Origin of the sequence: Herminiimonas glaciei (assembly GCF_042664955.1) — a bacterium.
In the GTDB taxonomy this organism is placed as follows: domain Bacteria; phylum Pseudomonadota; class Gammaproteobacteria; order Burkholderiales; family Burkholderiaceae_D; genus Oxalicibacterium; species Oxalicibacterium glaciei.
In genome coordinates, this window is the sequence record NZ_JBHTBU010000001.1 from 95098 (window position 1) to 118669 (window position 23572).

The 23572-nt window shown below is 54.3% G+C and carries 22 protein-coding genes; 12 read left to right on the forward strand and 10 right to left on the reverse strand.

All coding sequences use genetic code 11. The annotated features are described in order from the left end of the window. Positions 1 to 6: 6 nt before the first annotated feature. The 9 genes from ACFQPC_RS00465 to cysM all read left to right on the forward strand — a co-directional run bounded on the left by ACFQPC_RS00465 (position 7) and on the right by cysM (position 8481). Complete coding sequence (locus ACFQPC_RS00465) at positions 7 to 909, forward strand: prephenate dehydrogenase (RefSeq protein WP_382269707.1); 903 nt, start codon at positions 7 to 9, stop codon at positions 907 to 909. Then, positions 906 to 2231 carry a 3-phosphoshikimate 1-carboxyvinyltransferase gene (gene aroA, locus ACFQPC_RS00470; protein WP_382269708.1) on the forward strand — a complete coding sequence of 442 codons (1326 nt, stop codon included), beginning with the start codon at positions 906 to 908 and terminating at the stop codon, positions 2229 to 2231. Before ACFQPC_RS00465 ends, aroA begins: the two co-directional genes overlap by 4 nt. Positions 2232 to 2335: 104 nt before the next feature. Further along, a complete protein-coding gene (cmk, locus tag ACFQPC_RS00475; protein ID WP_382271847.1) occupies positions 2336 to 3004 on the forward strand; it encodes a (d)CMP kinase in 669 nt (222 codons plus the stop codon). Positions 3005 to 3190: 186 nt separating this feature from the next. Next, a complete protein-coding gene (gene rpsA / locus ACFQPC_RS00480) occupies positions 3191 to 4867 on the forward strand; it encodes a 30S ribosomal protein S1 (RefSeq protein ID WP_041296608.1) in 1677 nt (558 codons plus the stop codon). 11 nt (positions 4868 to 4878) lie between these two features. Beyond that, the gene (locus ACFQPC_RS00485; protein WP_011871954.1) at positions 4879 to 5184 is read left to right on the forward strand and encodes an integration host factor subunit beta; all 306 of its coding nucleotides are present in this window, start codon (positions 4879 to 4881) and stop codon (positions 5182 to 5184) included. A gap of 126 nt (positions 5185 to 5310) precedes the next feature. Next, entirely contained in the window at positions 5311 to 5625 is a 315-nt protein-coding gene (locus ACFQPC_RS00490) for a LapA family protein (RefSeq protein WP_382269709.1), read from the forward strand. Positions 5626 to 5682: 57 nt separating this feature from the next. After that, positions 5683 to 6858 (forward strand): lipopolysaccharide assembly protein LapB, encoded by a 1176-nt coding sequence (gene lapB, locus ACFQPC_RS00495; protein WP_382269710.1) that lies wholly within the window; start codon positions 5683 to 5685, stop codon positions 6856 to 6858. Positions 6859 to 7073: 215 nt separating this feature from the next. Then, complete coding sequence (locus ACFQPC_RS00500; protein WP_382269711.1) at positions 7074 to 7430, forward strand: ComEA family DNA-binding protein; 357 nt, start codon at positions 7074 to 7076, stop codon at positions 7428 to 7430. 148 nt (positions 7431 to 7578) lie between these two features. After that, a complete protein-coding gene (gene cysM, locus ACFQPC_RS00505; protein WP_382269712.1) occupies positions 7579 to 8481 on the forward strand; it encodes a cysteine synthase CysM in 903 nt (300 codons plus the stop codon). Between the two features lie 28 nt (positions 8482 to 8509). Here the strand turns inward: cysM and ACFQPC_RS00510 are convergent, their stop codons facing one another. Next, positions 8510 to 8845: a hypothetical protein gene (locus ACFQPC_RS00510; RefSeq protein WP_382269713.1), complete on the reverse strand. Its 336-nt coding sequence runs from the start codon at positions 8843 to 8845 to the stop codon at positions 8510 to 8512. A 390-nt stretch (positions 8846 to 9235) separates the two neighbouring features. Next, the gene (locus ACFQPC_RS00515; RefSeq protein WP_382269714.1) at positions 9236 to 9817 is read right to left on the reverse strand and encodes a DUF1415 domain-containing protein; all 582 of its coding nucleotides are present in this window, start codon (positions 9815 to 9817) and stop codon (positions 9236 to 9238) included. Positions 9818 to 9999: 182 nt separating this feature from the next. Here ACFQPC_RS00515 and ACFQPC_RS00520 point away from each other — a divergent pair, with 182 nt between their 5' ends. Next, positions 10000 to 10554 (forward strand): YaeQ family protein, encoded by a 555-nt coding sequence (locus ACFQPC_RS00520; RefSeq protein ID WP_382269715.1) that lies wholly within the window; start codon positions 10000 to 10002, stop codon positions 10552 to 10554. 31 nt (positions 10555 to 10585) lie between these two features. Here ACFQPC_RS00520 and mltB read toward each other — a convergent pair whose 3' ends face one another. The 5 genes from mltB to ACFQPC_RS00545 all read right to left on the reverse strand — a co-directional run bounded on the left by mltB (position 10586) and on the right by ACFQPC_RS00545 (position 16817). Continuing rightward, positions 10586 to 11704: a lytic murein transglycosylase B gene (gene mltB / locus ACFQPC_RS00525; RefSeq protein WP_382269716.1), complete on the reverse strand. Its 1119-nt coding sequence runs from the start codon at positions 11702 to 11704 to the stop codon at positions 10586 to 10588. Beyond that, the gene (locus tag ACFQPC_RS00530; RefSeq protein ID WP_382269717.1) at positions 11701 to 13710 is read right to left on the reverse strand and encodes a transglutaminase TgpA family protein; all 2010 of its coding nucleotides are present in this window, start codon (positions 13708 to 13710) and stop codon (positions 11701 to 11703) included. Before ACFQPC_RS00530 ends, mltB begins: the two co-directional genes overlap by 4 nt. Beyond that, entirely contained in the window at positions 13707 to 14702 is a 996-nt protein-coding gene (locus ACFQPC_RS00535) for a DUF58 domain-containing protein (protein ID WP_382269718.1), read from the reverse strand. The genes ACFQPC_RS00530 and ACFQPC_RS00535 overlap by 4 nt, the downstream gene beginning before the upstream one ends. Positions 14703 to 14718: 16 nt before the next feature. Then, complete coding sequence (locus ACFQPC_RS00540; RefSeq protein ID WP_382269719.1) at positions 14719 to 15639, reverse strand: AAA family ATPase; 921 nt, start codon at positions 15637 to 15639, stop codon at positions 14719 to 14721. A gap of 155 nt (positions 15640 to 15794) precedes the next feature. Further along, on the reverse strand, positions 15795 to 16817 hold the full coding sequence (locus ACFQPC_RS00545) for a transporter (RefSeq protein WP_382269720.1): 1023 nt from the start codon (positions 16815 to 16817) through the stop codon (positions 15795 to 15797). 343 nt (positions 16818 to 17160) lie between these two features. Between ACFQPC_RS00545 and ylqF the strand changes: the two genes are divergently transcribed. Beyond that, on the forward strand, positions 17161 to 18108 hold the full coding sequence (gene ylqF / locus ACFQPC_RS00550) for a ribosome biogenesis GTPase YlqF (protein WP_382269721.1): 948 nt from the start codon (positions 17161 to 17163) through the stop codon (positions 18106 to 18108). A gap of 132 nt (positions 18109 to 18240) precedes the next feature. On the opposite strand, the gene groL is transcribed toward ylqF, so the two are convergent. The 3 genes from groL to ACFQPC_RS00565 form a co-directional block, all read right to left on the reverse strand. Beyond that, positions 18241 to 19887 carry a chaperonin GroEL gene (gene groL, locus ACFQPC_RS00555; protein WP_382269722.1) on the reverse strand — a complete coding sequence of 549 codons (1647 nt, stop codon included), beginning with the start codon at positions 19885 to 19887 and terminating at the stop codon, positions 18241 to 18243. 106 nt (positions 19888 to 19993) lie between these two features. Then, positions 19994 to 20284, reverse strand: a complete 291-nt coding sequence (gene groES / locus ACFQPC_RS00560) for a co-chaperone GroES (protein ID WP_012080503.1) — start codon at positions 20282 to 20284, stop codon at positions 19994 to 19996. A gap of 375 nt (positions 20285 to 20659) precedes the next feature. Continuing rightward, positions 20660 to 21343 carry a response regulator transcription factor gene (locus tag ACFQPC_RS00565; protein ID WP_382269723.1) on the reverse strand — a complete coding sequence of 228 codons (684 nt, stop codon included), beginning with the start codon at positions 21341 to 21343 and terminating at the stop codon, positions 20660 to 20662. An 80-nt stretch (positions 21344 to 21423) separates the two neighbouring features. Between ACFQPC_RS00565 and ACFQPC_RS00570 the strand changes: the two genes are divergently transcribed. Then, positions 21424 to 23451: a sensor histidine kinase gene (locus ACFQPC_RS00570; RefSeq protein ID WP_382269724.1), complete on the forward strand. Its 2028-nt coding sequence runs from the start codon at positions 21424 to 21426 to the stop codon at positions 23449 to 23451. Positions 23452 to 23572: the final 121 nt, after the last annotated feature.

A 23572-nucleotide genomic window follows, 5' to 3' on the forward strand; every position in this document is an offset into this window, starting at 1 on the left:
GCTCTCGTGCTAAAAAAAATCGTCATCTTTGGAGTGGGTTTGATAGGCGGATCGTTTGCGCGCGCTTTGCGCCAGGCGGGAGCAGTTGAGCAAATCGTTGGCGTAGGACGCACTGCTGCGGTATTGCAGCGCGCCCAAGAGCTGGGCATCATCGATGTCGCCAGCACTTCTGTTGAAGAAGCTTTGCGCGGCGCTGACCTGATATTGCTGGCAGCGCCGGTTGCGCAAACCGAAGTGATCCTGAAATCCATCAAACTTTATTTGCAAGCCGGTACTGTGGTGACCGATGCCGGTAGTATCAAAGGCGAAGTCGTTGCTACTGCGCGTGCGGTCCTGGGCGACAAGATTGCGCAATTTGTACCCGGCCATCCTATCGCCGGCCTGGAAGCTAACGGCCCTGAAGCTGCCATTCCCGATTTGTACGTGGGCAAAAAGGTTGTCTTGACGCCGCTGGCGGAAAATTCCGCCGCCGATGTTGCACTGGTGGCGCAAGCCTGGCAGCAATGCGGTGCGATCATCCATCAGCTAACACCTGAAAATCACGATGCAGTATTTGCAGCTGTCAGCCATTTGCCGCATTTGCTGGCGTTTGCTTTGGTAGACGACATTGCGAGCAAACCGCATGCTGATTTGCTGTTCCAGTATGCCGCCAGCGGCTTCCGCGATTTCACGCGGATCGCCGGCTCTTCACCCGAGATGTGGCGCGATATCAGCCTGTCGAACCAGAGTGCGATCCTGACCGAGCTGGATGCCTATATTGCACAGCTGAACCGCTTCCGCGCGCAATTGGCGGCCGGTGATGGTGAGGCGATGCAGGCGATGTTTGCGAATGCACAGCGCGCGCGCCAGAATTGGCAACGCAGCATAGAAACGGCTGAACCCCAGCACCAACCAGATGGCGATAAATGAAACACTATCCGCATTATCTTGACCTGAAACCGGCGATGCACGCGAAAGGCGTGGTGCGTTTGCCTGGCTCCAAAAGTATTTCCAACCGTACCTTGCTGCTGGCAGCGCTGGCGCAGGGGACGACGCATATCCGTGATTTGCTGGCTTCCGACGATACGCATGTAATGCTGATGGCATTGCAAAAGCTGGGGGTCAAATGGGAGCAGATAGGTGAGTCGCAGGATTACATCGTGCATGGTGTCGATGGCAGCTTCCCGGTGCACCAGGCCGATCTGTTCATGGGCAATGCAGGTACCGCGATACGTCCGTTGACAGCGGCGCTGGCAGTGACCGGTGGCGATTACACCTTGCATGGCGTGTCACGCATGCACGAGCGTCCTATCGGTGACCTTGTCGATGCCTTGAATGCGATCGGTACACGTATTGAGTACACCGGCGAACCCGGTTATCCGCCGCTACATATCCAGCGTGGCCACATCCACGCGCACGAGATGTCGGTGCGCGGCAATGTTTCCAGCCAGTTCCTGACGGCGCTGCTGATGGCTGCGCCTTTGATGGCGCGCGAACAGGATGTGACCATCAATGTGATCGGCGAGTTGATCTCCAAGCCGTATATTGAAATCACGCTGAACCTGATCCAGCGCTTCGGCGTGGCAGTGCAGCGCAATGGCTGGCAATCGTTCACGGTGAAAGCCGGTCAACGCTATGTCAGCCCCGGCAATATCCATGTTGAAGGCGATGCCTCGTCGGCATCCTACTTCCTCGCTGCAGGTGCGATCGCTGGTGGTCCGGTGCGGGTCGAAGGTGTGGGGCAGGACAGCATCCAGGGCGATGTGCGTTTTGTGGAAGCGCTGGAACAAATGGGCGCGACCATACGCATGGGCGATAACTGGATAGAAGCAGAATCGAATGGCGTGTTGCGCGCAATCGATGCCGACTTCAACCATATCCCGGATGCTGCGATGACGATAGCGGTGGTGGCCTTGTATGCCGACGGTCCGAGCATTTTGCGCAATATCGGGAGCTGGCGCGTCAAGGAAACTGATCGCATCAGCGCGATGGCGACTGAATTGCGCAAGCTGGGGGCGATTGTGGAAGAAGGCGACGATTACCTGAAGGTGACGCCGCCGGCTGAAATCCAGTCCGCCGCGATTGATACCTATGACGACCACCGGATGGCGATGTGCTTTTCGCTGGCGACACTGGATGGCGCTGCGCGCCGCGGCAACAAAGTGCGTATCAACGATCCGCAATGCGTAGCCAAGACTTTCCCTGAGTATTTCGAGGCCTTTGCCAAGGTCGCGGAAGACAGCCTGTTTTAATGCGTGGCGGGGTGCATACTCGTTCCGCCATGTATCCCATTCCCCCTTGCGACTCCAGCCTTGGGCTTTAGTTGTATTTTCGACACACTCCTGACATGACTTCCATTCCTTCATCCGCCATTCCGGTCATCACCATCGATGGTCCCACCGCTTCCGGCAAAGGCACGGTGGCCCAACTGGTCGCGACTGAGCTGGGCTTTCATTACCTCGATTCGGGTGCCTTATACCGCCTGACGGCCTTGTCTGCCTTGTATCGCGGCATTGCCATCGATGATGAGCAAGCTGTCGCTAACTCCGTCGAAACCCTCAATTGCGGCTTCAAAGATGGCGATATCTTCCTTGATCGTGAAAATGTCACCATGTCGATCCGGGCTGAGGAAGTTGGTAATACAGCATCAAAAATCGCTGCTTTGCCTGCCGTGCGCAAGGCCCTGGTTGATTTGCAGCTGCGCTTCCGTGAGGCGCCGGGCCTGATTGCCGACGGCCGGGATATGGGAACCGTGATTTTTCCGGATGCCAGACTCAAGGTCTTCCTCACCGCCAGCGCCGAAGCGCGGGCCGAAAGACGGTATAAGCAATTGATTGACAAGGGATTTTCTGCTAATATAGAAGACCTTCTGAAAGATTTGAACGAACGGGATACACGTGATGCAAATCGCGCGATTGCCCCGCTCAAACCTGCTGAAGGTGCATATTTGCTGGATACCTCGAATTTGACCGTGCAGCAGGCGGTGGATCAGGTGCTGGCCTGGTATGCAGCTGTAAAGAATTAAGTTCCATTTGTTCTAGAAGTACCCTGGTGTCTGTCCGGTGCAAAGTCGGGCAGGCGTTGAAAAACCTAACCCATGATTCGTTCCTTTTGCCATTTTTATATACGGCAAATCGAGTAAGCCCGAATTCTGGTCAACTTGTTTAAATCTATGACTACTGTTGTCACCTCTGAAGCAACACCTGTTGGTATGGAAAGTTTTGCCGCTCTTTTTGAAGAATCGTTGTCACGTCAGGACATGCGTTCTGGTGAAGTGATTTCGGCTGAAGTTGTCCGCCTCGACCATAACTTCGTTATCGTCAACGCTGGCTTGAAGTCGGAAGCATTTATTCCAATCGAAGAATTCAAAAACGACAATGGCGAACTCGAAGTCAACGTTGGCGATTTTATTTCCGTCGCTATTGAATCCCTCGAAAACGGTTTTGGCGACACCATCCTGTCGCGCGACAAGGCTAAACGCCTGGCATCGTGGCTCTCGCTTGAAAAAGCGATGGAATCCGGTGAAATCGTTGTCGGTACCGTTAACGGTAAAGTCAAAGGCGGCCTGACCGTTTTGACCAATGGCATCCGCGCATTCTTGCCGGGTTCGCTGGTTGATACCCGTCCTGTTAAAGACACGACTCCATTCGAAGGCAAAACGCTCGAATTCAAAGTTATCAAACTCGATCGCAAACGTAACAACGTTGTGCTGTCGCGTCGCGCTGTCATCGAAGCATCGATGGGCGAAGAACGTCAGAAACTGATGGAAACCCTGAAAGAAGGCACCATCGTTACCGGCGTCGTTAAAAACATCACCGACTACGGCGCGTTCGTGGACCTGGGTGGTATCGATGGTCTGTTGCACATCACCGATCTGGCATGGCGTCGTGTGCGTCACCCATCGGAAGTACTCACCGTCGGCCAGGAAATCACCGCAAAAGTACTCAAGTACGATCAAGAGAAAAACCGTGTATCGCTGGGCGTCAAGCAATTGGGCGACGATCCTTGGACCGGTTTGTCCCGTCGTTACCCACAAGGCACACGCCTGTTCGGTAAAGTCACCAACCTGACCGACTACGGCTCATTCGTTGAAGTTGAGCAAGGTATCGAAGGCCTGGTGCACGTTTCCGAAATGGACTGGACCAACAAAAACGTGGCACCAAACAAAGTCGTTCAATTGGGCGATGAAGTTGAAGTCATGGTTCTGGAAATCGACGAAGAACGTCGTCGTATCAGCCTCGGCATGAAACAATGTAAAGCCAACCCATGGGATGACTTTGCTGTGACCCATAAAAAAGGCGACAAAGTTCGTGGCGCGATCAAATCGATCACCGACTTCGGCGTGTTCATCGGCCTGGCTGGCAACATCGACGGTCTGGTTCACTTGTCCGACCTGTCCTGGACAGAAACCGGCGAAGAAGCTGTTCGTCGCTTCAAGAAAGGTGACGAGCTGGAAGCAATCGTGTTGGCTATCGACGTGGAACGTGAACGCGTATCCCTCGGCGTTAAACAACTCGAAGGCGACCCATTCAACAACTTCGCTGCAATGAACGACAAAGGCGCGTTGGTAACTGGTACCGTTAAATCGGTTGAGCCTAAAGGCGCAGTAATCCAATTGTCCGATGAAGTTGAAGGCTACTTGCGCGCTTCCGAAATCTCCCGCGATCGCGTGGAAGATGCCGGTACGCACCTGAAAGTCGGCGACACAGTTGAAGCCATGGTTATCAACGTTGACCGCAAAGCACGCGGCATCCAGTTGTCGATCAAAGCTAAAGACAATGTTGAAACGCAAGAAGCAATGCAAAAAATGTCGTCGGATTCGAACGCTGCATCCGGTACGACCAGCCTCGGCGCATTGCTCAAAGCTAAGCTCGATAACAAGAACTAAGACCATCGTCAATGACAAAGTCGGAGCTGATTGCTCGCTTGGCTGAGCGTTATCCGCAACTGGTAGCTAAGGATGCGGATTACGCGGTCAAAACCATCCTTGATGCAATGTCCGACGCCCTGGCGACCGGACAGCGCATCGAGATACGTGGTTTTGGCAGCTTTGCACTCAATAGCCGCCCACCGCGTATCGGTCGTAACCCAAAGTCGGGTGACAAGGTGATGGTTCCGGAAAAACGGGTCCCTCACTTCAAGCCAGGCAAGCAGTTGCGTGAGCGTGTGGATGCGATGGTTGGGCAACCAATCATCGAAGACTGAGTTGTTTGTAACGAAATAAGGACGGCATCTTCGGATGCCGTTTTTTTTCACGTACAATTTCGTTAATCTCTGTGCCAAACTGGCATTGTGCGGTAACCCGGATTAGCTTAATAAAGGAATGACGCCATGAAAATCCTGCTCAGAATTATTGCTGTCTTACTTTTCATTGTGTTCTTCGGTTTCGCGATGAAAAATACGCAGGAAGTATCGCTGCAATTTTTCCTCGGCTACGAAATGCGCGGACCTTTGGTATTGCTCCTGCTCGGTTTCTTTGTCGGTGGTGCGGCCCTGGGCGTATTGGCGATGACGCCAACCCTGTTCCGTCACCGTCGTGAACTGGCGAAGCAGAAGAAGACGATTACAACGATACAAAAAGAAGTACAGGAACAGGCTATGGTGAAATCGCAGCCGCCACAGCCGGATGCCGTGATTCATCTGTGAAATGCAGGAATCGCGCGCTCTTTGATTATTTGATCACTCTCTACAACACAACATTGCATGGAATTTGAAACTTGGTGGTTGCTTGCCGTTCCAGCCTTTTTTACTTTGGGCTGGATTGCTGCGCGCGTAGATATCAAACAATTGGTTTCGGAATCGCGCAGCCTGCCGCGCGGCTACTTCAAGGGTTTGAATTTCCTGCTGAACGAACAACCGGACAAGGCAATTGACGCCTTCATCGAAATCGTCAAGCTGGATCCGGAAACGGCCGAACTGCATTTCGCGCTGGGTAATCTGTTCCGCCGCCGTGGCGAGACTGAACGTGCGATACGGGTGCACCAAAACCTATTGGCGCGTCCTGATTTGCCGCTGGAGCATAAAGTCCACGCGCAGTATGAGCTTGGCCAGGATTACCTGAACGCCGGTTTGCTGGACCGGGCGGAAGAAACCTTCAACCAGTTGGTCGACACCCAGTACGGTGCACAGGCCCGACGCGCATTGCTGGAAATTTACCAGCGTGAAAAAGAATGGGAACGTGCGATTCAGGCGGCGCATGCACTGCAGGAGTCGGGTGCCGGCGGCCGGCAAAAGGAAATCGCGCAATTCTATTGCGAACTGGCACAAGATGAATTGGTGCATACGCATCCTGAAACCGCGATTACCTTGCTGGAAAAAGCATTGGCAGCGGATCGCAAGAGTGTACGTGCGACCATCCTGCTGGGCGATGCGCAACTGGCACAGGGCGATATCGAATCGGCGTTGCTGACCTGGCGTCGTGTCGAGCATCAGAGTGTGCCGCACGTGGCGCTGGTGGCGCAGCGCCTGATGGATGGCTATCGTGCTGTCGGGCGGGCGCAAGAAGGCGTGAACCTGTTGAAATTCTATCTGGCCGAAGCGTCATCCATCGATTTGCTGGAAGTCGTGTTCAAGGCGGTGCTGGAGCTGGAAGGTGTCGATGCCGCCAATCAAATGGTCAGCGATGAATTGCGTCGTACCCCGACCCTGCTGGGACTGGACAAGCTGCTGGAGGCGCGCCTGATGGAAGCGCCACCGGAAATGCGCTCCGAGCTGTCGCTGGTCAAGAACCTGGTGCATGGCTATACGCAAAAACTCGCGCGTTACCAGTGCAGCCATTGTGGTTTCAAGGCGCGCCAGTATTACTGGCAATGTCCTGGTTGCAGTAAATGGGAAAGCTACCCGCCACGTCGTACTGAAGAACTGAATGTCATGAATTAAATGTTTCGTCTTACCCCGACTAAGCTGCTTTAAAACACCAACAGCTTAGTCGGCACTCACTTGCAATTGCTCTCCCTCCTATGCATTTCCTTTCGGAAATGTCCGATTCAAATCCCGCCTTGTTTTCCCTACATTTGACTCTGGTTTAGCGATAAATATGGCTGTTTGTCGTCGTTATTCCTGTGCATTTTTACAAACTGATTAGGGAGATCTATATGTTGAAAAATGTGTTGCTGGCATTCGCAGCTATGTTTTTATCTATGAACCTGGCCTGGGCCGAGGTCGACGTCAATAAGGCCGATCAGGCTGCGCTGGATGGTATCAAGGGGGTTGGTCCCGCCATGTCCAGGGCGATCCTGGATGAGCGCAAGAAGGGTGGTAACTTCAAGGATTGGGATGACTTGCAGAAGCGCGTCAAAGGTATAGGAGAAAAGAGTTCCGAAAAGCTCTCGCAAGCCGGACTTACCGTGAATGGCCTTACCCGGGCAGGTGTGGCTAAACCTGCTGCAAAGAAGGGAGCTGCCAAAACGGTTGCAAAAGGCACGACTGCAAAGGGAAAAGCCGATAAGTAGCGATCGAATGCCGTGCTATCCCGCGAGCCCTGCCGAAATCAATCGGCGGGGCTTTTTGCTATTGCGCGGGTTTTTATCGAGTTCGTACGCGCAATAGCATCTGCGATTAAAATGGCGTTTTACCAGAGACACCATCCAAGTACTCACTATGCAATATTTGACCATCGAAGACACCATCGGCAATACCCCACTGGTACAACTCAAACGGCTGGGCGGTGAAGATGCTGCGCGCCGCAATAACGTTATCCTCGGCAAGCTGGAAGGCAATAACCCGGCCGGTTCGGTAAAAGACAGGCCGGCGCTGTCGATGATCCTGCATGCGGAAGAGCGCGGTGTGATCAAACCGGGCGATACGCTGATTGAAGCGACCAGCGGGAATACCGGGATTGCACTGGCCATGGTGGCAGCGATGCGTGGTTACAAGATGGTTCTGTTAATGCCGGAAAACCTGAGCGAAGAACGACGCCAGGCGATGGCTGCGTATGGTGCGAAGATCGTATTGACGCCTAAGACCGGCGGTATGGAATATGCCCGTGACCTGGCCGAACAAATGCAAAAGAATGGCGAGGGCTTGATCCTCGACCAGTTTGCCAATCCGGATAACCCGCGTGCGCACTATGAAACCACCGGCCCGGAGATCTGGCGTGACACCGGCGGTCAGATTACCCACTTTGTCAGTGCAATGGGAACCACAGGCACCATCATCGGTGTATCGGAATACCTGAAAGAAAAGAACCCAGATATCAAGATCATCGGCGTACAGCCGGATGAAGGCTCGCAAATTCCAGGCATACGGAAGTGGCCGGAAGCATACCTGCCAAAAATTTATGATGCGAGCAAAGTAGATCAGCTCGAATATGTGAGCCAGGCAGTGGCCGAGCAAATGGCTCGCCGTCTGGCGATAGAAGAGGGAATTTTCTGTGGGATTTCAGCTGCTGGCGCGTGTGAGGTTGCGCTCAGGATTTCTCAGACAGTAGAGAATGCGACGGTGGTCTTCATCGTCTGCGATAGAGGGGATCGTTACCTGTCGACAGGAGTATTCCCGGCTTAAGCCGAGAATACTCTGCAGGTAACAGACATTACTCTTGCGGCTCGGTTGCGACGCCGCCTTCTTTTGGCTTGAATTGCTTGTCGCTGATACGGAATTTATCGCGACGGTCACCCATCAGGATACGCAGGTCACGAATGCTCAAATCGCTGACTTCGTGCATGCGGATCAGCAGGGATGCGCCTACCGGCAAACGGCGATGGCGGATCTTGCTGATGACTGGTGGGGCGACTTCGAGTGCGCGCGACAGGGCCGCATCATTTTTCAGATGCAGTCTTTCAATCAACGAGTCCAAGAGATGGTTGGGGTCGTAAGCAACTTGATCTGCAAGTCGGTTACTTGTCATTTGGCTATCTTGAGTAGTCATAGTATCTTCGATTTCAAAGTGTCAAACGAGGGATCGGGGAAATGCAAGGCACCTTGCAATTTCGACGGCTACTGATATTGGAGTCTTGTCATATTAGTAAAGTTGCAAACGGTGATGATTTTTTCGGGGCTACATATGAAAAAATTAACTATATGCAATCAATATAGCAAGGAATTTCAAAAAAGCAATTACAACTCAGTGTTCTTTTGGCCTCACAATTGACCAAGAGTTCCTTCAAACAATCTTTTCTTTTTGAGAAAAGTAGCGTTATTGAAATTTTATTCTTTTCTGCGGTTTTTCACAAAAAAACCTTAAAAATCAATGCTTGGTGTTGTTTTAAGGAATGATTCTAACAGGCAATTCTTACGCTTAAATAACACTTGTATGTCATTATTTGCGCTTTTGCCCTGGCGTTGACAATTGTAAATTCGTCCATCCTTCCAGGCCCAACTTACGTAACGTTTCCATATTCTTTTCATAGATTTCCTCGGCTTCGGGAAAAGCCTCGACTGCGCGTTCTATGCTGGCCTCGCGCAAAAGATGCAAGATCGGATACGGTGAACGATTCGTGTAGTTTTCTATATCGTCCACTTTGCTGTCTGCAAATTGATAGTCAGGATGGAAACTGGCAATCTGGATTTCACCATCCAGCTCCAGATCTTCAATTGCTTCATCGGCAATATCGAGGAAGTCGTTGTAGTCCAGGAAGTCGGCCAGCAGCTCCGGCAGGATTAACAAGGTGGTATCGATTTCAGCCGGATCGCTCTGATGCAAATGCTGTAACTCTGCACTGAGTTCTTCATATAAGGCATCGGTATTACGCGCAGTGCTGACGACATAGCGGATTTGCTGTTTGACGTAGACCGCTTTGGCGAAGGGGCAGAGATTCAGGCCGATCACGGCTTTCTCCAACCAGGCTTGGGTAAGGGCGATGACTTCATCGTGTGCTACCGGGGGAGTAGGTGTGTGCATGCAAGCCATCCTGTTGATCGATCGCTATTTTAAACGTTTGCTGCAATCGGTTCCGGCCGGTATCGAAACCCGGGGGTGCGTGTAGCTTATATAAATTGATCGCAGAGTGGGGCCGGATCGGCTATTCTTGCCACCGTTCCGTTGTGCGCATACGCGCGACATATTCATCAAAGTAGAATTTCATGGCTCTTAAATCCACCATTTTCAAAGCTGACCTGCAAATCGCCGATATGGACCGGCAGTATTACGACGGGCATGCGCTGACGATAGCGCGTCATCCGTCCGAGACGGATGAACGCATGATGGTCAGGATACTGGCCTTTGTGTTGCATGCGCATGAGGCGCTGTCCTTTGGCAAGGGTTTGAGTGCTGATGACGAACCTGATTTGTGGCAAAAGGATTTAACCGGCGCGATCGAACTCTGGATAGAGGTCGGCCAGCCGGATGAGAAGCGCATCATGAAAGCATGTGGCCGTTCGAATCAGGTGATCATTTACAGTTACAGCAGCATGAGCAATATCTGGTGGAACCAGATTGCCGGCAAGGTCGACCGGGCGAAGAACCTCAGTGTCTACAATCTGCCGGCTGCTACCAGCCAGGCACTGGCCAAACTCGCGCAACGCAATATGCAATTGCAATGCACAATCCAGGACGGCCAGGTATGGATTAACGGCGAAGGCGAATCTATCCAGATCGACCTCGCCCAATTGAAAGCGCCTGCGAACGCAGTACGCTGAACACGACTACTCAATGAGTAGTCGTCAGTCCTTAAAAATTGCGCGCAGCGCGTACCGCACGGCTCAGGTCTATCACCGACATCGCATAGAAAAAGCTGCGATTGTATTGTGTGATGGCAAAGAAGTTATCCGCGCCCAACCAATACTCGCTGGCATCCGCACCATTCTGTAAATCGACCAGGCCGAACAACATATCGGCCGGTGGTTCCACCAAAGGTGTTACACCGGCTTCCTTCATTTCCTTCAGTGTGAACTTGGCGCTCAATCCCTGATTGATAAAGCGCTGCCAGTTTTCCGTCATGTCTACCTTGGCCGGGAATACGGTAGGTTCGCCGCTGCGCCAGCCATGCTGTACCAGGAAGTTGGCCACGCTGCCGATGGCATCGACCGGTGAATTACGCAGGTCGATATGGCCGTTGCCATCAAAGTCGACCGCGAACTTACGAATACTGCCCGGCATGAATTGCGGCCAGCCGATCGCACCGGCATAGGAGCCGAGCAGCGAGAACGGATCTATCTGTTCGTCACGTGCAAACAGCAGTGTGTTTTCCAGCTCAACTCTGAAGTAATTCATGCGCGCGGTGCGGTTCGGTGTATCCGGGTATGCGAAGGCTAACGTCGTGATGGCATCCATTACGCGGAAATTACCGGTATTACGACCATAGACGGTCTCTACACCGATAATCGCGACGATGATTTCTGCCGGTACGCCGTACTTGGCTTCGGCGCGTGCGAGTGCATCAGCGTACTGGTTCCAGAAGGCGACACCGCCATTGATGCGCACCGGTTCAACAAAGCGCGCGCGGTAGGCCGCCCAGTTCTTTGGTTTGCCGGGCGGTGCCGGCTTCATCAGCTGGATCGCGCTATCGACGTAATGGGTCTGGTTCAGCGTGCTTTGCAATTGCTGTTTATTGAAGCCATTCTTTTCCACCATCTGGTCGATGAAGCTGGAGACATCGCTCCATTGCGAGAAGTTGGCGAACTCATCACCCTGTACCGGCTTCACGACCTTTTTGGTTTTGGCGCTTGTCTTGCTTGCAGCGGCCTGCTTTTTACCGGTTTCACCGGCGGATGCACAACCGCTCAGTGCGAGGATGGAAGAAAGGGCAAGTAAGGGGAGGGCTTGTCTGGAGAGCAGGGGAAATGTCATCGAATTTGAGTCAAAAGTGATTTGAGTGTGGAAAGCACGTCCGATGGCGACCATTGTTCAGCGCGACCGTAACGAACTTTTTCGTAAAGAGCCATAAATTTCCCGGCAGCATGTTTGTGCTTTTCGCTCAGGGTGGAATCTGCTTCCTGCAAGCGTAGCGCATAGCTGCGCGGTCCTTCATAAATGAGTCGCGCATAACCATGGCGCGCCATCAGTTTGCAAAACTGCGCATAAGTGGTTTCCAGCGGGTCACGCTTGCGGCGCGTGCCTAGCAGCAGGATGGCAAGCAAGGCCATCACCGTAGCACCTGCAGCCAACAGCAGCAATACCAGCGTTTGCCAGTTGATGTTACCGAAGCCCAGTGAACGTAGCAAATTCTTTTGCTCGTCCGGTGTGTAATTCAGCACCCATTGATTCCAGCCGTTGTTGATGGCTTCCCACTGGAAGCGCAGGCTGCGCAGCCATGACGCCGGTCCACTGTCGGCATTCACCAGGCCACCCAATACCGTCTCAGTGGCAGCCGCAGTTGCCGTATTGCGTTCTATGCGCTCCGGCGCGATCACCGCGGTCGGATCGACCCGTACCCAACCGCGCTGCTCCAGCCAGACTTCGGCCCATGCATGCGCATCCGATTGCCGGACGATCATATAGCCGTCAACCGGATTGATCTGTCCGCCCTGATAGCCGGTCACCACGCGTGCCGGGATACCCATCGCACGCATCAATACGACAAAGGCGCTCGCATAATGTTCACAAAAACCTGCACGCGTGGAAAATAAAAAATCATCGACGCTGTTTGCACCCAGCAGCGGTGGCTCCAATGTGTAGCGAAACGGTTCGTTGCGGAAGCTTTGCAATACCTTATCGATGGCAGCCTGGTCGTTTGCTGATGTGCTCCTGATTTGCGCCGCCAGTGCCAGCGTGCGCGGATTAAATTGTGCAGGCAAAGCCAGCCACTGCTTGAGTGAGGCAGGATCCGCTTGCTGCAGGAAATCAAATGCCAGGTTCGATGCGACGTCATAACGAATCCGTTCCGTGATCGGGCGTGCTGCGCGCAATTCATAGGCCGGCGTTTTGCCGACGAACTTGCCTGCCAGTTGCGGTACTGCATTTGGTAATTCCAGCGCAAACAGCCACGGTTCCGAACTGGCTTCCTGTGTCACTTGATAACGTACAGGTTCACCGCGCGTTTGTGGCGCAGGCAAGGCAATCTTGCGCGTGGTCGCCGCTTTGCTCCAGGTACGTCCATCATATTGGTCGAGCACGATGCCGCGCCAGTACAACTGATTATTTTGCGGAACGGCATCAATGAATTTGACCCGAAAGGCGACTTCGGTAGAAAGCGCGAGCTTGGCGATATTGCCCGGGCTCATGCTGCTGGAGAGGCCGCTACGGGCGGTTTTGGTATCGTTCGGCATGCCCCACAAAGGTCCCTGGATACGCGGGAATAACAGGAACAGTACTATCGTCAGTGGCATTGCCAGCAACAGGATCTTGCCGGCGAGTTGCAGCCGCTTGCGCAAGGAAGGGATGGCATCGGTATATTGAAATGATAGTTGCGCGGCCAGCATGGCGATGACACTGATGATGCTCAGAAAAGCAATCGGCAGGGATTGCGAATTGAAAAAATTGGTCAACAATAAAAAGAAGCTCAGGAATACGACTGCGAACAGATCGCGGCTTGCATGCATTTCCAGCAGCTTGAAAGTCAGTAGCAAGGTCAGCACAGCGACGCCTGCTTCGCTGCCGACAAAGGTTTTGAATGTCAGGTAGACACCACCCATCGCCAGTAATGCAAGGGGCAGCAATAGCCAGCGCGACGGCATGCGATTGCCACGGAAGGTAATCCAGCCGCGCCACAACAGCATTACGCACACGACAGCGACGATCCACGGCGGCAGGTTCGATACATTGGGTGCCAGCACCAACGCACATGCCAGCAGCAGGAGCAGGGTATTGGCTTTGTCACGCGACATCGGGCGCATGATGCTTTGCAGTTGCTTCATGTGGCACGCTCGTGCAAGGCCAGCGCTTGCAGGCAGGCGGCTTGATGTGCAGGACCGATCGCGGGTGGCAGGTAGAACTGGCCGAGGCGGAATGCATAAGGCAGGCCGCACGCTTCAGCCATCAGTACCCAGTTCGTCAGGCGCGCCAGTCTGTGTTCGACACCCAAGGCCGCCGGCAGCTGGCCGTAGTCCAGCGCAAGTTCGCTTACCGCACCACCTTCAAACTGTTTGGTCACCAATGCACCGTCATTACTGCGCGCAATCTGGCGCCAAGCCATATGACGGATGGAGTCGCCCGCCTGGTAGGAACGGATCCCGGCAAAATCGTCGTGGCCGGCGCTGCCGCGACCATCCGACTGTTCGCCTGTCGTCAGTGGCAATGGCGGGCCATCTTCTTCCGGACGTGGATAGACCAGCACACGCATCGCCGGCTGCCAGTAAGCCCATGCCTGCAGCAAACCAAGTGGGAAGCTTGTTTGCAGTCGTATACGCGGCGCTATCAGCCAGCCGCGCTCCAGTGCCGCGGTACTGAGTGTCACAGCGCTGATCGTATTGGCAGGGATATCGGTAAAGTGCGGCACACCGGCCACACCATCAGTAATGAACGTCAATCGAATCGCGTAGCGTTCATATGGTCGGCGATTGTCCAGGTGCAGGCTGAATTGTGCCGCTTCACCCACGAATACCGCTGCCGTGCGACCCGGTGACAGATGTAAGTATGCGAGGTTGCGGAAAGTCAGGTGCATGCCAACGATGGCGCAACTGGCCAGCAAGAAAGTCAGTGCGAAACCCAGGCTCAGGTTGTAATTGATAGAGCACAGAAACAGCACCAGCAGCATGATGCCGAATGTCAGGCCGGCGCGGGTTGGCACTATAAAGATACGGCGTTGCGGCAGGAATACTTCGCCTGCTTCGGCGGCACGGTGCCGGAACAGGTGCTTGCCTGCCCAGAGGCTGATGCCGGTTTGCAGGCGACTAGGGAAGAGACGCACGATTAGTGGCTCCGCTTCAGACGCTGACGGACCTCATTAATTGCAGGACCAGATCGCGACTGCCGAGAGCGCTCGCGCTACCGGCTTTGACTGAGCGCAGGCGATGTGCGGTCACAGGCACCAGCACCGCTTGCACGTCTTCCGGGATGACATGGTTGCGTCCTTCGAGTGCAGCCCAGGCACGCGCCGCTTGCAGCAACGCAATCGTGGCGCGCGGACTCAGTCCCTCGACAAACATGCCGTTCTGGCGCGATGCTGCAGCAAGGGCCTGGATGTAATCGATCAGTGCTGACGAGACATGGATATTTTTCAGTTCCGCCTGGGCCGCCGTCAAATCAGTGGCCTGCATCGCCATCGGCAATGCTTTCAACAGCGTGCGCCTGTCCTCTCCCATCAGCAAGGCGCGTTCGGAAGCGGCATCCGGATAACCGAGCGACAAACACATCAGGAAACGATCCAGTTGCGATTCAGGCAGCGGGAAGGTGCCGAGCTGATGCGTCGGATTTTGCGTGGCGATGACAAAGAAGGGTTCGGGCAAGGGGCGGGTGACGCCATCGGATGTGACTTGCCGTTCTTCCATTGCTTCGAGCAGGGCCGATTGTGCTTTCGGTGTAGCGCGATTGATTTCATCGGCCAGCAATACCTGCGTGAAGATAGGGCCGGGATGAAATACAAAGCCGTTTTTTTCGCGGTCGAAGATAGAAATGCCGACCACATCTGCCGGCAGCAGGTCACTGGTAAATTGTTGACGGTTGAATTGCAAGCCGAGTGAGATCGCCAACGCATGTGCCAGGGTCGTCTTGCCGACACCGGGCACGTCTTCGATCAAGAGGTGGCCACCGGCCAGCAGGCAGACCAGCGCCTGACGAATCTGTACATCTTTGCCAACTACGATTTCGCCCACTTGCCTGGCGACTGCATGCACTTTTGCGAACATTCGATATTCCGTCGTTGATGGGCGCCATAGTGACGCATGAAGGGCGAGCCTCAGATTCTATGCGAAATCACTTGCTTTGACGCAAGCCAGGGATGGGGTTTGTTACAGGGTGGGAAATTGAACGAATGTTCGTTTGCAAATGAATATGACGTCTGTTAATCCTGCTTTTGCTTGCGGATGACAAACCAGCCGGCGACAACGGTGAAGGTGGCGACGATGCCGGCCACGATCCAGAAGCCGTAAGCATGCTCGGCGAGCGGTACGCCGCCGACGTTCATGCCAAGCAAACCGGCAATGATATTGATCGGCAGCGCGAGTACCGTGACGATGGTCAGCACATACAGGCTGCGGCTGTTTTCTTCATTGACCTGCGCTGCGATTTCTTCCTGTAGCAATTTGATACGCTCTTGCAGCGAACTCATATCGCTCAGGACCACCGAGAATTCCTCGGTCGACTGGCGCAATTCCTGGCTATCCAGTTCGACCACCCAGGCCGGAGGTTTTTGCAACAGGCGGAACAGGGCTGCAGGTTCCGGTGCCAGCAGGCGTTGCAGGCGCACCAGGATACGGCGCAAGGCACCGAGATCGGTACGTTGCTTGTTCAGGCGCCCGGCCAGCAGGCTGTCTTCCACCCGGTCGACCCGGGCGACGGCATCGCGCACGATTTTGACCAGCACATCCGCCTGGTCGCGCAGCAGGTGCACCAGCAGCTCGACTGATGACCGTATCGTATCGCCATGCTCGACTGCCTGGCGCAAGCGCTCGATAGATTTCAGCGGCGTGCGGCGCGCGCTGATGACGACATCTTGCGTCACGCTCAGCCACAAGGTGGCGATATCGGCCGATTCAAAGGAAAAGCTGTGCAACACATCGTTGACAACCGCAATCAGCGTGTTGTCGGCCAGCTCGATACGGGTTGAGCGCGAGCCATCATGCAGTGCTTCATTGAACTCGTCGGCGACACCGGCATGTTCGCTCATCCATTTTTCGCTGGCGGTATTGCTGAGGTTGAAGTGCAGCCAGATAAACTCACCGGCGCGTTGTGCCGGTGCCAGCTGTAGCCAGGCCAGTGCTTCACTGGAATGGATCAGACTCGCCGGCTGTTCCGGTTTGAACAGGAAGCCCCAGATCAGGCCGGATGGGTCCGAGCCGTAGTTCAAGCCGCTGGTGCTGATCATCGTTTATCGAGTGGGGTGGGAGTGAAGCGATACCGTGCGGTGACGGCGGGCGTCATGCGACAGCGCAGCAAAAGGACGAGAGAAGTGCACGATAGATGCGTTTCTTGCAATGTCCGGCAGGGCCTGCAACACCGCAAAGGAATTGGTCGGGGCCTTTATTGCGCCGGTCCCCGTTGGCGCTGCGGACATGAGTGTGCATGCCGGATATGACGCGCGTATGACAATTTTTGCTGATTTCGGGATACTTAATGCGTGGAATCTGCCGAAACCGGGGTCGGCTTGTCCTCGAAGGGGGCTGCGAGCGAGTAAAATAGCGGCTTGCTTCCCTCAGATAAAGTCACGCATGTCCATACAATGGTACCCAGGTCACATGAACGCCGCCCGCAAGAAGGCGGCGGAAGCCATGGAAAAGACCGACATGATCATCGAGGTGCTGGACGCGCGCGTACCGCAGGCCAGCCGTAATCCGATGATCGAAGAGCTGCGCACCTTTCGCCAGCGCCCCTGTTTAAAAATCCTCAACAAGAGTGACCTGGCCGACCCGGTCGCGACGCAAAAATGGCTGGATTTATACAATAGCCAAAAGGGCGTGCATGCGGTCGCGCTCAGCTGCAAAAAACCATCCGATGTCGCCAAGGTTCCGGGTTTGTGCCTGAAGATTGCACCGCATCGCGGGACCGCACTCAAACCTTTGCGCATCATGATCATGGGCATTCCCAACGTCGGCAAGTCGACGCTGATGAATGCCTTGCTGAAAAAGCGTGTCGCCAAAGTGGGTGACGAGCCTGCCGTGACCAAGATGCAGCAGCGTCTCTACCTCGGCAACAATATGGTGCTGACCGATACACCGGGCATGATGTGGCCGAAGATCGAACATCCAAGCGATGGTTTGATGCTGGCGGCCAGCCATGCGATCGGCAGCAATGCCTTGATTGAAGAAGAAGTTGCGACCTTCCTGGCCGACATCGTCCTCATGCATTACCCGCATTTGCTGACGGCGCGTTACGGTTTTCCTACCGAAGGCATAGACGGTGTCAGTGTGATTGAAGGTGTGGCTTTGCGGCGCGGTTTCCGCATCAAGGGTGGTGAACTCGACCTGGAAAAAGCTGCACACACTTTCTTGCAGGATTACCGGGTTGGTGCGCTGGGTCGGGTCAGCCTGGAAACACCGGAAAGTCGTATCGCTTTGCTGGCCAGCTTCCAGCCGCCGCCATCGCTGAGTGACGTGGCAAATGACGATGATGAAGAAACGGAAGACGGACACGATGATAAGGCATCACGTCGTCGCTAGATAAATTCGGAAGTTTCAAGTCATAAAACAAAAAGCCCGCAAGGCATAAACCTTGCGGGCTTTTTTTGATGTGCAGGAAAAGCGCATCGGGCTGCGGTACCGTGCAATACGGTACCGCAAGCGGAATGACAATTACATCATGCCGCCCATACCACCCATGCCGCCCATACCGCCCATATCACCCATGCCGCCTGCTGGTTTGTCTTCAGTAACTTCAGCAACCATGCAATCGGTGGTCAACAACAGGGCAGCGATCGATGCAGCATTTTGCAATGCCGAACGGGTCACTTTAGCTGGATCCAGCACGCCCATTTCAACCATATCGCCGTAGGTACCGTTGGCAGCGTTGTAACCGAAGTTACCTTTGCCTTCCAATACTTTAGCCACAACAACCGAAGCCTCTTCGCCGGCGTTTTGTACGATCATGCGCAATGGTTCTTCCATTGCACGCAGAACGATACGGATACCAGCGTCTTGATCAGGGTTGTCGCCTTTGATCTTGATCGCAGCACGTGCGCGCAACAGGGCAACGCCGCCGCCAGGAACAATACCTTCTTCAACTGCAGCGCGGGTTGCGTGCAGGGCATCTTCAACGCGTGCTTTTTTCTCTTTCATTTCAACTTCGGTAGCTGCACCGACTTTGATCACTGCAACGCCGCCTGCCAGTTTGGCAACGCGTTCTTGCAGTTTTTCACGGTCGTAGTCCGAAGTGGCTTCTTCGATTTGGGCACGGATTTGTTTAACGCGTGCTTCGATCGTGACAGCCTGGCCGTTACCGTCGATCAGCGTGGTGTTTTCCTTGCCGATTTCGATACGTTTAGCCTGGCCCAATTCTTCCAGCGTGATTTTTTCCAAAGTCAGGCCGACTTCTTCAGCCACAACCTGGCCACCGGACAGGATAGCGATGTCTTCCAACATTGCTTTACGACGGTCGCCGAAGCCTGGAGCTTTCACTGCGCAGGTTTTCAGGATGCCGCGGATGTTGTTCACAACCAGGGTTGCCAGTGCTTCGCCTTCGATGTCTTCTGCGATGATCAGCAGTGGACGGCCGGCTTTGGCAACTTGTTCCAATACCGGGAGCAGGTCACGGATGTTGGAGATTTTCTTGTCGCACAACAGGATGAACGGGTTTTCCAGGATAGCGGTTTGCTTTTCCGGATTGTTGATGAAGTATGGCGACAGGTAGCCGCGGTCAAACTGCATACCTTCAACGATGTCGAGTTCGTCGTTCAGGGATTTGCCGTCTTCAACAGTGATGACGCCTTCCTTGCCGACTTTTTCCATCGCTTCAGCGATGCGCTCGCCGATCGATGCATCGCTGTTAGCGGAGATCGAACCAACTTGAGCGATTTCTTTGGTGGTGGTGCATGGCTTTGCAATGGCAGCCAGTTGTTCGACAGTTGCTGCAACAGCTTTGTCGATACCGCGCTTCAGGTCCATTGGGTTCATGCCGGCTGCAACGTATTTCATGCCTTCGCGAACGATCGCTTGTGCCAGTACGGTTGCAGTGGTGGTGCCGTCGCCTGCGTTGTCGCTGGTGCGGGAAGCCACTTCTTTCACGAGCTGTGCGCCCATGTTTTGCAATTTGTCTTTGAGTTCGATTTCTTTAGCGACCGAAACACCATCCTTGGTGACGGTTGGTGCGCCGAACGAGCGTTCCAGAACCACGTTACGGCCTTTAGGGCCCAGGGTTACTTTAACTGCATTCGCCAGAACGTTGACGCCTTCAACCATCTTGGCGCGCGCTGCGTCGCCGAAAATTACTTCTTTAGCTGCCATGTTGATTGCTCCTGATTATTCGTTGAGTGACTGAATCACTGAATCCCGACTAGGGATGACACCATTTCGAGCGCTGCGGCATGGCCGTTGCGTCCGAAAAACGGCATCACTTTTGTACGATTGCCATGATGTCTTCTTCGCGCATCACGAGAACTTCGTTGCCATCAACTTTGACGGTTTGGCCGGCGTATTTGCCGAACAGAACGCGATCGCCGACTTTAACGTCGAGTGGGCGTACTTTGCCGTCTTCGAGGATCTTGCCGTTGCCGATTGCCAGAATTTCACCTTGATCAGGCTTTTCAGCAGCTGCTTCAGGAATGATGAGGCCGGACGCAGTTTTTGTTTCCTGGTCGAGGCGCTTGACGATGACGCGATCGTGCAAAGGACGAAGGTTCATACAAACTCCTTAGTTTTCAATAGGTTATGGTGATTTGCGGCAGTGGGCTGCAAAGCGTGCTTTACAGTGCATACATGCCGCACTAGAAAGTTGGTCGTCCGGGGCTAGTTGTTAGCACTCTCTCCCGACGAGTGCTAAGTATAGGGACGCTTGTTGGATAATTCAAGTCGGCTGGGCTGTTCAAAATGAAATAATAAAAATTCGGAAACAGATCCTGGACTTTTATTGTTTTTTTGGAAAGCAGTTGAGGGGTGGGATAGGTTTAATTGTCCGGGCGGGAAAGCTGCAGCTATATATAGTGGCGTCCGGCGTTGGGCGCTTGACGGTACCCAGTTACAGGTTGCACAAGGATAGGTTCAATTCACCGGCAAGTGTTCACGGCCGGATTTCCGCCGCCGCAAAGAAACTGTAGCCGGCGTTGCGCGCCGTATTGACGGGTAATTCCATATCCAGTGTCTCTTCCGCCTTGCGGCGCAAGCGTCGCATTTGCGTATCCAGCCGACGCTGGTCGTAATGCAGGAAATCTTCCCCCAGTGCTTGTACGATGGTTAATCGGCTGACGATTTCACCTTGCGCGGCCATTAGCGTGCGCAACACGGTTACGTCCTGTTGTGAGAGGGAGATGGCAGATTGGCCGGGTGGTAACAGGCGGCGTCGACCGACTTCGAGGACCCAGCAATTACTCGCTTCCGGTTGCGCCAGGCGGCGTTTGAGGGCGGCGAGGGTGGCGGCCAGCTCATCCAGATCGGCGGTTTTGGCCAGATAATAATCAGCCCCTTCACCCAAGCCGGCAATTTTGTCGGGCATCCCGCCACGTGCGGTCAGTACGACGATGCCGATCCGATGCCCCTGTCCGCGCAACTGTCGTATCAATGCCATGCCATCACCATCAGGTAGGGTAAGGTCCAGCACCGCCATATGATGGCTGGCGACAGAATACATGTCGTGGAACTCGGCGAGGGTGGACGCGGCATCGACGGCATAGCCGAGGTCCGTCAGGAATTCGGCCAATTCCTGGCGCAATACGTTTTCGTCTTCGAGCAGAATAAGCTTGTACATCGTATAAGGATAGCCGATTCCCCGCGTTTTATACCTGAGTGTTTCTGAGCGTTGACACAGGTACAGAATCAACTGCGCACATGTTATTCTCGCCGCCGATGAAACGCATATTTTCCATCCTTTTTCTATTTTCCATCCTGCTGCCCTTGTCGGGCCTGGCTCAATCTGCGCTCGACTTGCAAGCCGGTACACGGAAAGTAAGCGGCAGTGGCCATTTGTCCATGTTGCGTGATCCGGGGGCGCAATTGACGCCGGACGACGCTTTGGCATCGGATCACTGGCAAGCAATACCTGCAGCCCTGAGTGCCGGCTATACGAAAGATGCGATCTGGCTGCGTTTGGTTGTGGAGCGGCAGGCAGATGCCCCGCAAGAATGGTTCCTGCGCTTTACGAATGCCTTGCTCGATGATGTGCGCTTGTATCGGCCCAATGGTGCCCATGCGTGGAGTGAACAGCTTGCCGGCGAAGATGTGGGTCGTGCGGCGTGGCCGCTGGATACCCGCAATGTGGTGTTGCCAATACGGATGGCGGCTGCCGGGCGCGAAATATGGCTGATTCGCCTGCAGAGCAAGAATGCGATGTCGACCAATGTGGAAGTCTGGTCGCGCCTGGCCTTCGGCGACTCTTCGCGCCGTGAGTATCTTTTTTATGGTTTGTACTTTGGCTGCTTTGCCTTGCTGATCGTGTTGCATGTGTTTTTTTGGCGCATGACAAGGGAAAAGCAGAGTGGGCTGTATTTGCTGTATGTATCGATGAATATCCTGACCGAGTTGATGACGGTCGCAATCCCACAGCAATTGTTCGATATTCCCGTCGCGTTTTCTGATCCTTTGCTTGGCTTGTCCATGTGCGCCAGTCTCGCCGTAGGCGTGCACTTTTCCTTGCAGCAGCTGGAATTACGTCCGGTGTGGCCGCGCTTCAGTCGTTTTGTCTTGTATGGCGCGCGCACGGTGGCTTTGCTTAGTGCTGTACTGATACTGAGCGGGCGCTTCTCCATGGGCGTTATCCTGATGCAGCAGGTGGCGATGGCGCTGATAGCGGTGTTTATCAGTATCGCGTTGTGGCTGGTACTGCACGGCCACAAGCCGGCGCGCTTTTTCCTGTTGGTATTCGGGATTTTCTACGCTGGTGCGGTGATCAGCTATTTGCGCAATATGGCAGTGGTACCGACGAATTTCGGGACAGATCATGCAATCGCGATAGGCGCTCTCCTGCATACGGTATTGATGAGCTTGCGCTTGAACTTCCGCTACGACGGCTTGCGCCGTGATAAGGAAATGGCGCAGGCGGAAACTGTTCGCGTAGTGCGTCAATTGAATGAAAGTCTTGAACACCAGGTTGCCAAGCGTACCGAAGCCTTGCAACAGGAAATCGCGCAGCGGATGCAACTTGAACAAGAGTTGCGACAGGCGCTGGATGTGGAACGGAAAATCAAGGAAGAACAGCAGGATTTCGTGGCCATGGTGTCCCATGAATTCCGTACCCCCTTGGCGATCATCAACACGACCGCACAGCAAATTGCGAAGAACCTCGATGCAGCGCGTGAGAGAACCTTGGTGCGATGTCAGAACCTGCGTGATGCCGCACGTCGCATGGCCGCATTGGTGGATGAATACCTGACCGCCGATCGGATGGAGGCGAGCGCGACGGCTTACCGGCCTGCGGTGTGTGACACACAGCAGGTGCTGCAAGCAACGCTGGCAGAGTGGCCGACGGAACGCATCACCTTGTCCGCGCAAAGCTTGCCGGCTTCTTTCTTTTGTGACCGGGGTTTACTGCAGGTGGCATTGCGTAACTTGTTGGCGAATGCCGATCGGCATTCCATTACAGACCGGACCATCCATGTCAACGCGACAGCAGCGGAGGGCGGTGATTTGCATATTGCAGTCAGCAACCATGGTGAGCCCATACCCGAAGACGAGGTGCCGCGCCTGTTCCAGAAATACTTTCGCGGACATGCAGCACAACATCAGCCGGGCGCCGGTTTGGGTTTGTATCTGGTTAAGCGTATCGCCGAAATGCACGGTGGCAGTGTGCATCTGGAAAACAATATCGCCGCGAAGATGGTCACATTTTCCTTGCGCTTGCCGAATACCGGGGCTGTTTGAACGAGTGAGGGCGGCAGGGGAATCCGACTGTTCTGGTCGGGTACTGCTCAGGTTTGCTCGATTCCATACGGCAATTTTTCGATAACTTCCTAGCTTGGTTTTTTACAAGATAAAGCGCGCG

What these genes read in the sequence shown, in the direction of transcription:
- aroA (WP_382269708.1), top strand. Translation starts at nt 906, where the DNA reads ATGAAACACTATCCGCATTATCTTGACCTGAAACCGGCGATGCACGCG.
- rpsA (WP_041296608.1), top strand. Translation starts at nt 3,191, where the DNA reads ATGGAAAGTTTTGCCGCTCTTTTTGAAGAATCGTTGTCACGTCAGGAC.
- ACFQPC_RS00485 (WP_011871954.1), top strand. Translation starts at nt 4,879, where the DNA reads ATGACAAAGTCGGAGCTGATTGCTCGCTTGGCTGAGCGTTATCCGCAA.
- ACFQPC_RS00490 (WP_382269709.1), top strand. Translation starts at nt 5,311, where the DNA reads ATGAAAATCCTGCTCAGAATTATTGCTGTCTTACTTTTCATTGTGTTC.
- lapB (WP_382269710.1), top strand. Translation starts at nt 5,683, where the DNA reads ATGGAATTTGAAACTTGGTGGTTGCTTGCCGTTCCAGCCTTTTTTACT.
- ACFQPC_RS00500 (WP_382269711.1), top strand. Translation starts at nt 7,074, where the DNA reads ATGTTGAAAAATGTGTTGCTGGCATTCGCAGCTATGTTTTTATCTATG.
- cysM (WP_382269712.1), top strand. Translation starts at nt 7,579, where the DNA reads ATGCAATATTTGACCATCGAAGACACCATCGGCAATACCCCACTGGTA.
- ACFQPC_RS00510 (WP_382269713.1), bottom strand. Translation starts at nt 8,845, where the DNA reads ATGACTACTCAAGATAGCCAAATGACAAGTAACCGACTTGCAGATCAA.
- ACFQPC_RS00515 (WP_382269714.1), bottom strand. Translation starts at nt 9,817, where the DNA reads ATGCACACACCTACTCCCCCGGTAGCACACGATGAAGTCATCGCCCTT.
- ACFQPC_RS00520 (WP_382269715.1), top strand. Translation starts at nt 10,000, where the DNA reads ATGGCTCTTAAATCCACCATTTTCAAAGCTGACCTGCAAATCGCCGAT.
- mltB (WP_382269716.1), bottom strand. Translation starts at nt 11,704, where the DNA reads ATGACATTTCCCCTGCTCTCCAGACAAGCCCTCCCCTTACTTGCCCTT.
- ACFQPC_RS00530 (WP_382269717.1), bottom strand. Translation starts at nt 13,710, where the DNA reads ATGAAGCAACTGCAAAGCATCATGCGCCCGATGTCGCGTGACAAAGCC.
- ACFQPC_RS00540 (WP_382269719.1), bottom strand. Translation starts at nt 15,639, where the DNA reads ATGTTCGCAAAAGTGCATGCAGTCGCCAGGCAAGTGGGCGAAATCGTA.
- ACFQPC_RS00545 (WP_382269720.1), bottom strand. Translation starts at nt 16,817, where the DNA reads ATGATCAGCACCAGCGGCTTGAACTACGGCTCGGACCCATCCGGCCTG.
- ylqF (WP_382269721.1), top strand. Translation starts at nt 17,161, where the DNA reads ATGTCCATACAATGGTACCCAGGTCACATGAACGCCGCCCGCAAGAAG.
- groL (WP_382269722.1), bottom strand. Translation starts at nt 19,887, where the DNA reads ATGGCAGCTAAAGAAGTAATTTTCGGCGACGCAGCGCGCGCCAAGATG.
- groES (WP_012080503.1), bottom strand. Translation starts at nt 20,284, where the DNA reads ATGAACCTTCGTCCTTTGCACGATCGCGTCATCGTCAAGCGCCTCGAC.
- ACFQPC_RS00565 (WP_382269723.1), bottom strand. Translation starts at nt 21,343, where the DNA reads ATGTACAAGCTTATTCTGCTCGAAGACGAAAACGTATTGCGCCAGGAA.
- ACFQPC_RS00570 (WP_382269724.1), top strand. Translation starts at nt 21,424, where the DNA reads ATGTTATTCTCGCCGCCGATGAAACGCATATTTTCCATCCTTTTTCTA.